Genomic DNA, 15,541 nt, shown 5'->3' with positions numbered 1-15,541 from the left:
CATTGTGCAAGAATCTTTCGAACTGTCGTTTTCTTTTCGTTCGGGATGATAAACTAGTGCCTTGCAGCCTAGCGTGTAGGCTCTGAATGTTGGGACAACCTCCGAAAACGATACTTTAGTAACAAGAAAGTTGGCGGCGTGGGCGAAGAGCCTGAACTGATTGATCGAGCACTAAAAGGCGATCGAGATGCATTTGCGAGATTGGTAGAAGTCAACCAAGACCGCTTGTTTGCATCAATGATCCAAGTCACCGGTTCCGCCGATGAGGCTGAAGAAGTTGTACAAGAAGCCTTTATCCGAGCGTTTATCAAACTGGATACGTTCCAACGAAATAGCCAATTCTTTACTTGGCTCTACCGGATTGCGTTCAACAGTGCCCTGACGCGTCGACGTCGCAAGCGGGCACGCGTGTCGCTCGACCAATTCCGTGAACAAAGTGGCATCGAAATATCCGACGACCGCGTTGATAGCGTCGACGAACCGATGCTTCAACAGGAACGGATTGCGATGGTTCGGGCGGCAATGGACCAATTAACCGACGAACATCGCTCGATTCTCGTGCTGCGAGAAATGGAAGAACGGTCGTACGAGACGATTGCAGAGATTCTCGATATCTCGATTGGCACCGTCCGAAGTCGCCTGAGCCGGGCCAGAGCACAGTTAAAACTGGCGCTCGAAGCAATCGAGCGTGCGGAAGAATCTCGCTCCTAGTTTTTACTGCTCTTTACGTCCAAGTTGCTGATTTGCTACCGGCGAATGGGTCAAATTCGGCCGAACGTCGATTTGACCCGCAAAAGTCTCGCGATCGCCGCGAGACTCTCAACCGCCGTGTCATGGAGGATGGCGAGATGTCCGTTTGCGCAAAACTATTTTTTTTGCTCACCACTGCGATGGCACCCTCGGGGGCTCTCCGAGATAGCGGGACGACACGTCAGCAAGTTGACTTGATCGAACTGAATCATTTCATTGACGAAAATGGTCGCGAGGTGTTCCAGCAAGTCATCTTCTATGATTGGTCCAAACTCGATCGCCGATTTCATGTTCGCGCATGGCGACTCATCAAAACGCCGAGCCAATTGCCGGTTCGCAAGTTCGCCCCGCCTCGCTACGAATGCAGCTGGTACGATGACAACCTAAAACGGCTAGTCGTCGCTCGTTCGATGCGAGAAACGTGGTCCCAACAAGACCCCGAACGGGTCAACCGCCGCTTTCTTCCCGAAAGCCAACGCATTCCACTGTGGTCGCCGATCCCCAATGACCAAATCGATGGACAAATCGCCGAGCAAGTTGCCGAGTTAACCCCGTAGCGGCAGTCGCAGACGCTTCGGTTCCAAACCAAGGCTGTTTCAGAGAATGATCCAGCCAAACAATGATCCAGCCCAGACCGTAATCGCCTAACAAAGACATTACGCGTTCCTAACTCTTCGTTTTTTCCTGCACACGCGCCGCGTCTTGCATTCTCTTCACATAACCTTCGTGGCTGAACGAACATGCCTCGATCGATTCGCGATACGGCTCTAATCCATCACCGATCCAATCGAGGATGTTCATAATTTTCAGCGACGCATAGGAATCATTTTCGAGCAATTCGTTCCAGCACTTCCGCGCGGCTTCTTTTTCACCATCACGGTACAAAATCCAAGCCGCCATGATTCGAACGTGGTGCGAAGGGTCCTTGAGAGCCCCATGAAGAATCTTCGGATCCAGCGGTGTTTTTCCATGCAGATTGAAACAACCAACGATCGCCCAATACCGCACTCCCGCGTCCATGGCATTCAGGTTGTTGTAGAAAATGGAGACGTTATCGGGGTCTTGCTCCAGTGCGAGTGCTGCCGCTGTCTGGTAGACCTTTACGTCGTACAGCGACGGATCGCGCACCATCTCATAAATCGTCTTTCCATATTCTTCAGATCGCTTCACCACTTCGCTTTCCGGCAACAAGCCTGCATCAAAAACCTTAAGCTGCCATTCATCGAGAGCCTTGCTAAGTCGCGAAACCTCTTTTGCATACTTCGGTTGGTGGATCAAGTTGTGAACATTGTCCGGATCAACCGATGTATCGTAAAGCTCTTCCATCGGTTTCGTTTGAAAGAACCGACCCGTGATCGAATCGGTTTTGCCTTCACGGTAGTATTCTTCCCAAGCCTGAGTCGCTTTCATTCGCCACAAATATTGAAGGCGTTGTCCCCATGGAGCGTAGGGCATGTAGTTTCGAATGTATAAAAACCGGGTATCTCGCACGGCTCGCACATTGTCACAACGTTCGTCCATACGCCCACGGAAACTAAAGTGATAGTCACGCGTCTCTTTATCCGGGCCTAAGAATATTTTTCCTTGCAAATAGTCAGGCGTTTCCGCTCCACAAAGACTCAGCCATGTCTTGGGCATGTCAATAAAGCTGACAAGGTCGTTCACTTTTGAACCCAGATCGGCTGGCCGCAAATGCTTGAACTTCTCGGGGATGCGAATGATCAACGGGCAATGCGTGCCACTGTTGAACAAGTAACGTTTGCTTCGCGGCATCACCCCACCGTGATCTGAGTTGTGGATAACAATGGTATTTTCGGCCATCCCGCTGTCTTCAAGATTTCTTAGCGCTTCACCAATGTCGGCGTCCATCTTTTTGATTTGGTCGTGATAGTGGGCGTAGTTCTTGCGAATGTCCTCGATGTCCGGATGATACTTGGCTAGCTGAACCTCACCGGGATTATGCTCGGAATGGTCCACATCGCCAAAGGCCTTGGACTCGTGTGATTTTGTATTGTTGATCACCATAAAGAACGGCTGTTTCTGCTTGAGGACGTCCCAATTGACTTTGTTGGTATCCCACGCTTCTTTGTCATCGCGTCCACCGATGTTGTAATCCGTCTTGACTGCGTTACCGACAAAGTAGCCTGCTTCCTTGAGCAAGTCCGGGTAGTACTTGATCGTTTCATGAGGAATCGGATTCCGGCTACGCATCGGATGCGTCCCCATCGAAAGTGCATGCACGCCGGTAATCCAAGTGCTGCGCTGAGGAGCACAAACCGGTGCGTTGGAGTAGCAGTGCATGTACTGAACACCTTCGCCTGCCAATTTGTCGATGTTCGGCGTTTGAGCATACGGATTCCCATAGCATCCGAGCCAGTTGATGTTGTTATCTTCGCAAGTAAGCCAAAGAATGTTAGGGCGATCGGTGCCCGATGCGGTGAGGCTAAACAGCAGGCTCGTTGTAATCGCGAACAGGGTCAAGAAGGTTTTCATTGGAATCGACCGCACGAAGGAGGGGGAGGGAGTCAGACCAGTATATTCTAAGGCACTTAGTAATGCATTAAAACAAGAGACTACCCGAATTGATTACAAATTCATTCATCGCATCAACGACCGTCGCGGCGTAGATCGCAGTAGAAAAGGGGAGCGCCATCTACACCATCGCCGTTAGTTAACCGTGGGCGAAATCACTCGGGCAGCTTCAGCTTGCTTTTGTTGCTTTCGTAGAACTTCGTAATATCGACCCCCGACCGCTGTTCTTCCTCTAGCAATTTGATTCTCGATTCGAGTCGTTCAATCCGTCGAGCCATTTGTGGGATAATTTCGTGGTCACGATCCGGGGGAATGGGACGTGGTACCGCAGGATAACCGAGATGGCGTTGCATTGCCGCGAACAGGTAAAGCGGCTCCTTACGACGATTGCCAAACGCAATACGTCCTTCCTTCTCGCCGAACAAAAACGGTCCTTTCCCCTCAAGCGGCTCCTTTGCTTCGATCAACCGACGTCGGTATTCGTCGCTGGCTAAGAACAACAAATCGGCTAGGTCGATCAATCCCACCTGTGCTCGCAACATCAAAATCCATTTTGCCCAAGTGGCATCGTAGATCGGGTCGTTGCTCATCGCGGTGAGCCCTTTGTCATAGTTCAAACGATTTCGGCAAAGGGCCTCGAATTGATACAAGAACATCCCCGCCGGTGTCGCACCGGCCGCTCGGTACTTCGCATCCGCTTCAAGAATCTGTAACGCAGTAACGGTGTCGAAGCGCCCGGTTTCGCTTTCGGATTCCGAAATCAGGTAGGCTTGATAGGTAGTAAAATAGTGACTCAATCGCTGCATCGCAGGAGCCATCAAACCCGAATGCTTCAGCTCAGTCAGCAGATAATCGATTGCCATCGGCAACTTGGTGGTCGCTAACAACTCGAGCCGAAGCTGCTCAAGCAACTCCTGCATCGGCATCTGCTCACCAATACGTTCGCGCAGAAGTTGAAACAGATACCCTTGCTCTACGAATTCCGGGCGGTCGAGGAGGTCAGGATGACGCGGTGACGGTGTTTCGGTAGTCATGCTTTAAAGTTCGGGCCAGACAAGGCGATTTTGAGGTCAATGGAATAAAACGGGCTGGAGCACACATTTCAATCAATGGGTGATTCCTTTTCGTCAAATCAGCTATTCAAACGGGCTGGCTCGCGATGGTGCTGTACACTGCAACCTAAATTCTAACCAGTTATACTCCACTCTTCGGTTGCTCGATGCAATGAGGGTGTTGCATGGAATCCAAAAACCATTGTTCCCGCTGCGTGACTTCCTATAGACGCGGATCCCATCGATTGTTGGTAAACGGAGTTACATAACGACCCAGAGTGACTTTGTATGACCAAGAGCAATCCCTCATCGTGCCTGCTACTTTTCATGTGGAAGTGGCGGTTTGCTTTGCTTGCCTGCGCCGTGTTCTCGGCCTGGTTGTTGGCAGGTCCGTGGATTCTCGCCAAGACTCCCCTCCGAAATTGGCTTCTACGAAAAATCGCTGGTAGCGAAGAATTCATGATTGAGAGCCAAGACGCATCCTTTGGCTATTTTTCATCTTTGTCATTGAGTGGAATTCGTATTGAAACGAACGACAATCGGGCGAAAATCCATGTTGAAAAAATTGAGGCGGAGCGTTCTTGAGTTGGGTTGTCGGTGTCTCGGCCAGAGCTTGGCGATTTTCACTTTGAACGGCCCCAGGTTGATATATTGATCAAACCATCACAGCCGAAACCGGAAGAAAACACGAGTCCCACAAGTGTGCAACAAAGGACGCCGACCGACCTGCCCACGCTCGCAGCCAGCGTTCGGGATGCATCGGTGGTTATTCGCACGAGCTCAGCCGGTGAACCGCCGATAGAGCTCGAAAGCGTCAGCGTAAGCATGGAACTGCTTCGCCAGCAAAATCAATCGGTCCTTCATGTCGAACCAGCCACCTTGTTTGACCACCAACGAATTACACCCGAACTTTGTGAGCACGGTTTACAGTTGATCGCTCCCCTGTTGGCAGACCAAATCAGTACCGAAGGAGAGTTTTCACTGCGGCTTGAAAAATGCGATATTCCACTTCATTCCGACAACCAACCCAACGCTGCCTCCGCACAAGCGAGAGGTGAGCTGCAGTTGCATCGCGCCAATGCGGGGCTAAAGAACACCATCATTGGAAAGATCATTAGCTAGGTAACCAAGCATTTCGGTAGTGATTCGGCCGGCGACACTCTAACCGTTGCCAAGGACTTGATCGTGCAATTCGAAGTGCGCAACGGAAGGTTCTACCACGAAGGTTTGGCACTGCTATTACCACGAGGTGAATCGTCGATACGAATCGTCTCCAAAGGTTCCGTTGGCCTCGATGAAACCCTTGCCCTGCAAGTCACAATCGACCTGCCCCTGAATCGACTCGGCGACGGACCGATCGCCAATCGCCTTCGGACCGAAGGGGTGACTGTTGACGTCGGTGGAACTTTTGAGCAACCGACCATCCAACTTGAAAACAATGAAGGTTGGCTTGGTGAGTTACTCGGGACTTTTTCAAATGAGAATGATGAAGATGGGGAGCAATCTAATGAGGTACTTGAGCAAGCAGTCGGCGACATGATCGAAGGGTTAATGCAACGGGCTTCGGAAAAGGCTTCGGAGCGAGAAGGTTCCATCCTGCAAGAACCGTTGATCCCGAGACTTCGCGAGCGGTTCCTTAGACGTTGACTCGGACAGCAAGTATTTTAGGCTGCATTCGTTATATCTACCGTTATAATGATCCTTCCCACCGGTGGTTACACCTTCCTTCCCCAACGCGAAAGTCCGTCCTGATGATAAGGCTAAGTATCCTTCTCTGTCTTCTCTTAACCGCATGCACGACATCCGCTGGCGACACGATTATCCCGATTCCCAATGGGGATTTTGAAAAGGGGCTAGATGGATGGAAAATCCCCGCCAGCGAAAAAATCAGTTCACTATCGTCAGACAAGGCTGCGAATGGCAAGTATTCGCTGCGAATCGCGGATCACGATAAGAATCACGGATCGAATGTCACGGGACCAAGAGTCGCGATTCCGGGTAGTGGCTACTACCAAGTACGAGGCAAGGTCTTTGCCGTATCGGGCGAAGGTCTTGGATTGTACCTTCATGTTTTCGATAAAGACGGCAATACAATCAGCCCTGGCGAATACCACGTCTTTGCCCTAGGCGGCAGTGACAAAACATGGCGAAATTTCGAACACCAAATCTACCTTCCCCGAAAGGTTGCCTACATCGAATTGCAGATCCATAGCTATAACGCCGCAATAGTGGATGCTTATCTGGACGACCTTCACATCGTTCGTCGTGACATCGCCACTGATGCGCCACCGTGGAAGGGGCAATACAAGCGGAAGCCTCACGAGCAGGATTCGTTGACGGCTGCGGACGTGGTTGGCCCAGACGGAATCGTCTATCCCGATTGGCGTCACGCGGGTGTTCAGGGTGGTATTCCTAAGGTTGCGGCACAGGCACGTCTGGAGAATTTCGGTGGGATAGCGGATGACGGCAAAGACGATTCCGTCGCGTTACAGACAGCCTGTGATTCAGTCGGCAACTTAGGTGGCGGTGCCGTCATCCTGGGCAGCGGCAACTACCATCTCGACCAACCTGTCACGATCAAACACTCCGGTGTCGTCATCCGTGGTCAGGGGCACCCGAACACGCGGCTTCTCTTTCGCTTCGACATCCCCGCCCCAGGAGCAGCATTCTACGGTATCGATGACGGAAAAGTCGGAAACAATACCATCCTGCAACTTCATTGCCGGCCCACCGACTTGATGACAATGCAGATCGACTGTGATGGCAAAACGCTGGCATCATGGACGAGGAGTACCCATTCAGGGAACACCTACTCGATGTCGATGCATGGCCGCGAGATCAACCAAAAACTTGGCCAGGGCACCCACACACTCATAGGCACGGGAACCTATCGTGATGGGCAATTGGTCTCGTGCAAATGCCTGATCGACGCCAATCCCAACTATACCGAATCAACCCCGCAATCGCGTACGATCGATGGCGTCATTACGTTTTCAGGCAATGGAAAAAGCGGACCGCACATCAAGCTGCTCCAAGATGGCAAACGTGGCGATACAACACTGAACGTGTCCGATTCAAGGAACCTAACTGCTGGTGAGTACATCGCACTCGACGCGCCTGCAACGAAACGTTGGAAAGCAATCACCCAGAATCTTTGTAAGTGGGGCACCTACCGTCGCAACATTTACAAAATCGAGGCGGTAGTAGGCAACATCGTCCAAATCAATCAGCCCTTGCGGATCGACTTTCCTGTCATCGACGGAGCCTACGTACAGAAAACCCACCTGATCGAACGATGTGGCATCGAGGACCTTTACATCGAGCAGACTGCGAACCTGTGGATTACGACAGTCATGTTCAAGAACGCTTCCAATTGCTGGGGTCGTGGTGTGAAAATCAAGAATTGCGGTCGAAATCCAATCTACAGCAATGACGCAAAATGGTGTGAAATCCGTGACTGTGTCTTCGAGGATGCTTGGTTCAAGGGTGGCGGCGGCACTGCCTACACTGGCTGGGAACGGTCTTGGGATTGCCTGATGGAAAATGTCGAAACCTTTCGATTTCGACATGCCCCGCTGTTCCAGTGGGCAGCCAGCGGCAATGTGATTCGGAAGTCCGTATTTCACGACAGCGACGGCCAATGGCACTCGGGCTGGACCAACGAAAACCTGATGGAACAATGCGTAATCACGTCACGCCGAGGCCATGGCGCCTATGGCTACGGTTTGTGGGCATCGCCACCCGAAGATACCGCCCATGGTCCCAATGGCCCGCGAAATGTTGTCTACAACTGCGATATCACTAGCGAACGCGCTGGACTTTGGATGGGTGGTATGAACGAGAATTGGCTGATCCTACACAATCGTTTTTGCGTTGATAAGGGAGAGGGCGTGTTCGCGAAAACAAGCAGCTTTGACCATATCATCAAAGGCAATGTCTTTATTCTGAAAGACAAGCTATCGCCGATGACCACACTCGTAACTTCCGACTGCATCGGAGTCGAGTTGATTGACAATCAAATCTTTGGCGGCAACGGCACAATCGCAAGTGGCGATGGAACTCCCGCTGCCAACCAAGGCAACCGTAGTTTCCCACTTCGCGAGGCTGCACGTCCAACGCCGGACGTTCCATCCATCTTTAAGTGGCAACGCGAAAACCTTAACTAGTGTCCGTCCGGAAATTGCTCGAGTGGCTGATTTTAGCGGATTTCACGTCCGCTGAGTACTTCGAAGATTTAGCTCTGGGGCGGTTTTAGTGGCGAACAACGCTCGTTTTCTACGCCGTTTTCGCCTGGCGCGCAGACCGATAGCCTTCCGTTGCTCCGATTCCAAAGGAGTATTTGCCTACGCCGCTTGGCGATCACTCTGTGCCGAGGCGCTAATGGCATGATGCTTGGCAAGTAACAACTTGCCAAGCGTATGTAGGTTGCGACCAAGTACCGCCAAACCAAAGTAGCGCTCAAAGCCGATCTCACTACGATCACGACAACGTTTCAGCCCGTTGCCTCGCTGTAAAGCACCGATCGCTGATTCCACACCGCTGTGACGTAGACGTGTTTGATGAAACTTCACGCTTCCGTTTTTCAATCGTTCGGCGTACTGATCGGGAGCACGTGGTAAAACACAAACGTCATCAACGATCTCTTGCAATGCCGTCTCATTTTCATCGCTGTGAAAGCCTCGGTCAAACGACGCCGTTTCGATCTGACCCGAATGTTTTCGCTGAGCAATTCGTGTCTGCTCAACGACAACATCTTGGTCTTTGCTGGTGCGGTCCATCAAATGATAGTGACTGATGAATCCTGCGGCGTCTTCGTAGACCAAGACCAAGCGTCCATACTGATTCGGTTGCCCAGCTTTACCGCGACGGTACAACTGCGTGTGAGTTTCAAAAAGACTGAACAGCTTCTCGCTATTGGGAACTCTTTCGCCAAGGAGCACGCGACGACGAGCGGTGTCGCAGACCTGCCGAGTTAGTTGGATCCATCGCTCGATTGCCGCGATTTTGGAGACAATCGCCGTCGAGAACAACTCCGATTTCGCCGTTTTTACCAACTCGTCGGCTCGCGTGAGCAACTGCTCGGTTCGGACAAGCAGATCCATGTAGAGCGATTGCAATGCGTCTTTCTTGACCTGACTCTTGCTCGCGGCGATGCGTCCCATGTTCTGTTTGAGCTTCTTGATCTTCCTCGTCAAGTGATCGGACTGACGCCAGCCATCAATCTCAAGCATGCCAGCCAAGTCAGCGCAGAGCGGAACAAACTTGCGTACCCCATCGAAGATCAAACTACTTTCGGTCGGATGATGAATGTTGGTTTCGACAACGAACGAATCGGCACGAACCGAAGCGGCAGCCTCAGGTGCAATCTCCTGTCCGGAGGTGACGATGACTTGATTAAGCTTCTCGATCGTTGCAGGCTTGAGTTTGCACAACGTGTCGCGAATGCGTCTGAAGGTGAATTCGTCGGCGTCCTGCCAATCGCCAATTCCCATGATGCCTCTGAGCGAGCGATGGTTCTCGACTTGGTCTTGGAGTTTGTCGTAATCGAAGTTGCACCCCAACCGAACAGCCGCCAAAACAACGACGTGCCAGTCATCCATGCCGGGCCTGCCGATATCTCGACGAGAGTCTTCGTTGAGATCGGCTGCGACTAACTTGACAGCTTTGTGACGAAGCTTGTTGTTGGTATAAAGGAACTGCAGACCCGCGAGGATCGGAACGATTTCGTCGCGGCATTCCAAGTTGAGTTGTACTTGTGCGACAGGGCTGCAATCGAAGCGATGCTGAGATTGATAGTGCTTTCGGACCACGTTCACTCCTCGAAGATTTGCGTTTGAAATTGCTTTTAGTCAACAATTCCAACGCCCGAACCTGCTTGCGGGTTCGATCTTCGGGGAGCTTTTTCTCAAAAAACATCGCAGTTTATGCGGCCATTCAATTTTTGGACGGACACTAACTAGTGCTTTGATCTTGTCCACGCTTGGATTAGTGAACAAGGACGATTCCCTTGGTGCCAAAAACCAAGGGACCGTTCGGGATCGGCTGACACGTTACGGTGAAAAACCGTTGCCTACCGCAGTCTATCGATTCGTTCGAAAAAAGTCGCTTCGGGCATATGACCCAGCCAACCTCCACCATCATCCGCAAATTCATTCTGCTATTGACGCAAACTCGGTGCGACATTCGAACGCTCAAGTATGACTACAACCGATGGACATGAAACGCATCATTTTGGAGCGTCTGCGTGGCGAGTTCGACGAGATGCTCGTGATGGGTGAACAGGATCACTTGCGTTCGCGATGACAACTCGGACAACGTTACAAGGGATGCTTTGGATCGCTCGTCATCGAGATTCACCATGCAATCGTCTACGATCAGTGGCAACGCATGTCCGCGAGAGAGTTGGTGATCGATCGATGCGAGCCGAAGCGACAAGTAAAGTGCGTCCGCCGTTCCGGTACTCATTGCATTGGCTGGCACATCGGGTTCGGCTTCGGCATTTCGAACTCCAAATAACATCGCTTTTCCACGAGCATCGAAGTCGACTTTCAATGACTCGTATTCGCCCAATGTCAATCGCTGAAAAATGCCCGACGCCAAACGAAGCACTGGACCTGAATTTTCTTGACGATAATGGTCAATCGCTTGCTGCAAAAGCATTGCAGCGATCTTCACTCGCGAGTATTGCTCGACCTCATTTTCCATTTGCCCCGCTAACAACTGTATTGATTGGGACAACTCCGAGGCTCGCGAACTGCCGTCCATTTCCTCCAAACGATGCCGAAGTGCGCCGACCTGTTGCTGTGCTTCGGAAAGCTGATCTTGTGTGTTGGACAAATCGGCTTCAAGGGTTTCAATATCCAAATCAACGAGTTCGGATTGCTGCAACTCTACTTCTGCGGCGAATTCCTCAAGCGATGCTCTCCCCGACAAGATCCGCAGTTGTTCCTCGGTTCCCCGAAGTGACGTTTCAAATTGTTGCCGTTGTTTCGATCGCCGTTCGACTTCCGCCAAATCTTCTGGCGAAGAACAACCGGCTTCGTCACAGAGTTTTTGCAGCGTGACGGCTGCTTCCGCTGCGTTTTGCTTCGCTTCTTCAAGCTGGTTTGTGACGGTATCACGTTGGTGACTCAGCGCAACACGCTGTTTCGCAGCAGAGCGTTCCGCTTGCATCCGCTGGAACAATTGCTTCACGACACCGAACACGTCGCTTACCTCACCTTGATCGCTGGGCAGCGTGATACCAAGATCCTTTACGAGCCGCCGGACATCAGCCTGATAGGCTTCGTTGTCTTCACGGATCGATCGAATTCGAACCGCCAAGATATCCCGCTCTCGTTTTTGGTTTACCAATGCATCGATTTGAGCGACTTTTTCGACTACGACCGCAGGTGTCCGATCGACGTTTTCCGACAGCGCCGACGTCGCCTCGGCCCAATCCGTATGCCATTGGTCCAGTTCCTTTTGTCGTGACTCAAGCCGTGTCTGAACCTCGGGCAATTCGTCTCGGATCGTGTCCCGCTTTCGCAACAAGTCCTCGTGCCGCTTTTTCGCATCTCGCAATTCGCTTCGCAGGGCGCCAGCGGAATCGTACAAGGAGGCAAAATCATCACTTGGCTCATGGAGATCAAACAAGGTCTCGCCATCGGGCGTCACTGGAACCACCGATGGAGTCGATGCCAATTCGATCGCCCGTCTTAATCGCTTCGATGAAAGCTCTAACCGTTCTTTCATCTGCTCAAGCTGCTGTGTTTCCTCATCAAAATTTGCGACGGAATCGACCAATTGTGCATGATTGGTGATCCAGCGGTGCATTCGATCGGGAGTTGGAGCGATCACTCCGGATGCTTGCCACAAAGCTTGCCAATTGTTTGTGGCTTCTTCAACCGCCGTCTTGACTGTTTCGCCCTCTGATTGACAGGTAACCAATTCTTGTTCGATCGATTGCAACACCGCTTGAATCGAAGCTTGTTGGTGCAATTGTTCGTGATGCAGTCGCATTGCGTCGACAAGCTCGTCTGCTTTTCGAGTCCATTGTTGCAGTCGGCTCATTGTCTTGGTTTCCAAACGCCCCGCTTCGTTGTCCGCAATGATTTGGCAAAAAGCGTCATCACGTTCCCTACGGGCTTCGGCCAATTGCTCGGTGGTTGGTAACGACACGACCGATTGAACCGTTTGCAATCGTTCCTGCTGTTCCTTTTGTCGCGTACTCAGTTGTTTCCATTGATCGCTCACGCGTTTCAAAACACTTTCGCGTCGTTCGAGCTCTTCGGCCGCTAATTCGATGGACTCTTCGCTCGGTAATCGTAATTGAGCAGCCTCAGCAAAGGTGCCATCGAAACCATCTAGTTTTCGCGACAATTGAGTGCAACGAGATTGAAGTTTCGTTATCGTTGCGTTTTGCTGTGCCAGATCCGAAAGCACCGAATCGGGCGAACCAACCGATTCGAGAACCTGGCTGATCGTGTTAGGGTCCGCTGGAACAGACTGACGCTCAAGCAGCTGCTCCGTCTCCGTTAGCTTTTTCGATAGAGTCCGCGTTTGTTCATCGGCATCGTCACGCTGCTGCACAATCATCGCGTATTTCTGCGCCAGCTCATTGACTTTTGTTCGCACTGAATCAACGACTTTTAGACGGGCAACCGATTTGTCGATTTTCTTTTTGATTTCATCTTTGTCATCCCCTCCAATTTCGATCGAAAGCTCCTGCAACGCCTCTACCATTCGGCGATCCATGTTGGACCGTTTCCGTTCCAAGTCGCCACGATGTTTTCGAGCTTCGTCGCGTGCGCCAAGTCGTTCGAACAAGGATTCGATTTCGGCTTCATGGATCATGATCGATTCATCATCGCCGAGCGACCGTAGTTCACCGGCCAATTCTTCCAATCGATCAGTCAACGAAACCGTTTGCCGAGTGGCGATTTCACGATTCGTTTCGTATGATCGCCGTCGTTCTGTGAACGCATCATCCAATTGCGGCGCGTCCGCCAATTCCGCTAGAGAGTCTCTTAACGCATGCCACTGTGGCACTAGCGGCAACGCTTTTTGAATCGCTCGCAATTTAGCGAGCTTGACAACTGCCAATTTCACCGACGAATTCATTTCTTCGGTTCGGGCACATTCGTTTTTCAGTTTCGTTCGAAGGTCATCGAATTCACTCGGCGGGACCTTTAGCTCCTCAAGCTCCTTCTTCTTTGCCGCCATTTCACGAATCAATTGATTGAGCGAACCGTTGCGCCCACCAGAAACGAACAATTGCTTTCCAAGTTCAGTCAACTGCTGTTGCACCGCACGAAGCTGACTGACCCCCGCACCGGCCGCAAATAGGATTTCCCCTAGGTCGCCTTCGCCTTCAAGGATCGCCCTACCACCTTTGACCAATTCCTCATGCGACAAACCAAATCGATGTTCAAATGCTTCGCGATCGATTCCGCCCAGCATTTTCTCGAGCACCGAATCGTCGACCGGTTTATCGTCATTCGCGTCTCGAAGCGTTGCTGCGCGGCCGCGCCGACGAATACACTCGAGCGATCCGCTGCCGTTTGACAATACTCCACCGACGCGCATTTTGGCATTTGGATGAACATAGTTGTCCAGTGCCGTTGGTGGCATTCCGTAAAGCAACGATGTGATCGCCCGCAAACTCGTCGATTTGCCCGACTCATTGGGACCATAGACAATATGGAACGGCTTCCGAGCGGCAGAAAAGTCGATCGAATTATTGGTGAATCGTCCAAACGCCTTTAGATCTAATCGTTCAATTTTCATTGTTTTGTCGCTTCACTTCCCTGTATTCGCCCCAGTAAGTCTGCTGCTGCGGATTCGATGAGTTCATCGGTTTGATCAAAGTTCTCCGTCGAAAATGCGCCGCTATAGGCGTGCAGCTCCAAAGGCAGTTTTGTCAACAAAGACGACAATTCCCGCTTGACCAAATCCGCTCGGTCCTCTGACAACCGAATGTCGTCAACCACTTTGGCAACACTGGCTAGCGGACCTTCCAAATCGCCTACGTCGATAGTGTCGTTGGGCGTCGTTGTTTTCATTCGCAATTTTTCGAGCCACGCCTTTCCGTCTCCGTGAGCGACAGCGATGGCTCGTAAGGATGATTCGATGCGATTGCGGTTTTGGTGCAGTGCATTGTGAATGTTGCAAGGGCCTTCAACCGAGACTCGCGAAACGATCATCCGCCCGGCAGCTTCGCCAATTTTCTGATTCAACCAACTTTCGAATTGGTCGATAATTTCGTCAGTATGCTCGATCGAGCGAGCATCCAAGTGGCACACTTCCCAGCGCACTACATCGAGAGGATGAAAGCTATGTGTGGCTTCGTTACGTGAATCGATATCCACGATAATGCAGCCCTTTTCACCCGTTTCGCGAATATGGCGTCCTTGGACGTTGCCACTAAAAACGATCGGAGCACCTGCTTCGATTCCATGGCTGCCTCGCAAATGAACATGTCCCAGCGCCCAATAGTCGTACTCTTTGTCCGTCAATTGAATCGGCGTACAGGGCGAATAGCTATCGTGACCCTCGGCACCCGTCAAACTGGTGTGCAGCAAACCAAGATTGAACATGCCCGCATGCGGTTTCGGATAACGTTTGGACAGATCTTTTGTTTCTGCACGCTTACTAAACGACCGTCCGTGAACCGATATCCCTAGCGACTCGAAGGTACGGCAATCGACCTTGGCAGACGCCATCATGATGTCACTGCCGTCCGGGTTTTTGGGAAGTGGCAATGAGGATGTCATGATATTGGCGGCATCATGGTTACCACGAATGACCACCACGGGGATGCCCGCACCCACAAGTTTCGCAGCTTGACCGACGAAGAACAAACCGGTGTTCTGATCCCTCCAATCACCGTCATACAAGTCGCCGGCGATGACCACTAGGTCGACCGCTTCGTCGATAGCAAGCTCGACCATGTTTTCCAAAGCCCGTCGCGACGCACCACGAATTTGGTCCACCGGAGCGTCTTCGTAAGACTGTAGCTTCTGCAAAGGGCTGTCAAGGTGAATGTCTGCCGCATGCAAGACACGACGTTTCCCGTTTTTACTTTCCATGTCTTTTCCTATCCTCAATTCTTACTGTTGCTCTCAATCTTAACCTCAATGCTCCACTCCTTTATCCCCCCACACACCCCATCCATCCCGAACCGGATCGAATGCAGGGATCAAACCAGCCAACCTTCATCGAATTGT

Annotated in this window: 10 protein-coding genes; 5 read left to right on the top strand and 5 right to left on the bottom strand. The window is 51.5% G+C overall.

Going from position 1 to position 15,541, the window contains the following annotated elements; all coding sequences use genetic code 11:
* Positions 1 to 138: 138 nt before the first annotated feature.
* Positions 139 to 711 carry an RNA polymerase sigma factor gene (locus tag CA13_RS23205; protein ID WP_146400737.1) on the top strand — a complete coding sequence of 191 codons (573 nt, stop codon included), beginning with the start codon at positions 139 to 141 and terminating at the stop codon, positions 709 to 711.
* A gap of 137 nt (positions 712 to 848) precedes the next feature.
* Positions 849 to 1,307: a hypothetical protein gene (locus CA13_RS23200; protein WP_146400735.1), complete on the top strand. Its 459-nt coding sequence runs from the start codon at positions 849 to 851 to the stop codon at positions 1,305 to 1,307.
* A gap of 109 nt (positions 1,308 to 1,416) precedes the next feature.
* Here the strand turns inward: CA13_RS23200 and CA13_RS23195 are convergent, their stop codons facing one another.
* The gene (locus CA13_RS23195; protein ID WP_146400733.1) at positions 1,417 to 3,243 is read right to left on the bottom strand and encodes a sulfatase family protein; all 1,827 of its coding nucleotides are present in this window, start codon (positions 3,241 to 3,243) and stop codon (positions 1,417 to 1,419) included.
* Between the two features lie 194 nt (positions 3,244 to 3,437).
* On the bottom strand, positions 3,438 to 4,316 hold the full coding sequence (locus tag CA13_RS23190) for a hypothetical protein (protein ID WP_146400731.1): 879 nt from the start codon (positions 4,314 to 4,316) through the stop codon (positions 3,438 to 3,440).
* A gap of 720 nt (positions 4,317 to 5,036) precedes the next feature.
* Between CA13_RS23190 and CA13_RS23185 the strand changes: the two genes are divergently transcribed.
* The 3 genes from CA13_RS23185 (at position 5,037) to CA13_RS23175 (ending at position 8,500) form a co-directional block, all read left to right on the top strand.
* Positions 5,037 to 5,456, top strand: coding sequence for a hypothetical protein (locus tag CA13_RS23185; protein WP_146400729.1), 420 nt, complete (start codon positions 5,037 to 5,039; stop codon positions 5,454 to 5,456).
* A gap of 63 nt (positions 5,457 to 5,519) precedes the next feature.
* Positions 5,520 to 5,981 carry a hypothetical protein gene (locus CA13_RS23180; protein WP_146400727.1) on the top strand — a complete coding sequence of 154 codons (462 nt, stop codon included), beginning with the start codon at positions 5,520 to 5,522 and terminating at the stop codon, positions 5,979 to 5,981.
* Positions 5,982 to 6,085: 104 nt separating this feature from the next.
* Positions 6,086 to 8,500 carry a right-handed parallel beta-helix repeat-containing protein gene (locus CA13_RS23175; RefSeq protein ID WP_146400725.1) on the top strand — a complete coding sequence of 805 codons (2,415 nt, stop codon included), beginning with the start codon at positions 6,086 to 6,088 and terminating at the stop codon, positions 8,498 to 8,500.
* Positions 8,501 to 8,677: 177 nt separating this feature from the next.
* On the opposite strand, the gene CA13_RS23170 is transcribed toward CA13_RS23175, so the two are convergent.
* From CA13_RS23170 to CA13_RS23160, 3 genes are all read right to left on the bottom strand, one after another.
* Entirely contained in the window at positions 8,678 to 10,144 is a 1,467-nt protein-coding gene (locus tag CA13_RS23170; protein ID WP_146393859.1) for an ISNCY family transposase, read from the bottom strand.
* Positions 10,145 to 10,535: 391 nt separating this feature from the next.
* Positions 10,536 to 14,102 (bottom strand): YhaN family protein, encoded by a 3,567-nt coding sequence (locus CA13_RS23165; protein ID WP_146400723.1) that lies wholly within the window; start codon positions 14,100 to 14,102, stop codon positions 10,536 to 10,538.
* The gene (locus CA13_RS23160) at positions 14,099 to 15,403 is read right to left on the bottom strand and encodes a metallophosphoesterase family protein (RefSeq protein ID WP_146400721.1); all 1,305 of its coding nucleotides are present in this window, start codon (positions 15,401 to 15,403) and stop codon (positions 14,099 to 14,101) included. Before CA13_RS23160 ends, CA13_RS23165 begins: the two co-directional genes overlap by 4 nt.
* Between the last annotated feature and the right edge of the window lie 138 nt (positions 15,404 to 15,541).

The organism is Novipirellula herctigrandis (assembly GCA_007859835.1).
In the GTDB taxonomy this organism is placed as follows: Bacteria; Planctomycetota; Planctomycetia; order Pirellulales; family Pirellulaceae; genus Novipirellula_A; species Novipirellula_A herctigrandis.
The sequence above is the reverse complement of the archived record's forward strand: the minus strand, read 5'-3'. Positions and strand labels throughout refer to the sequence as shown.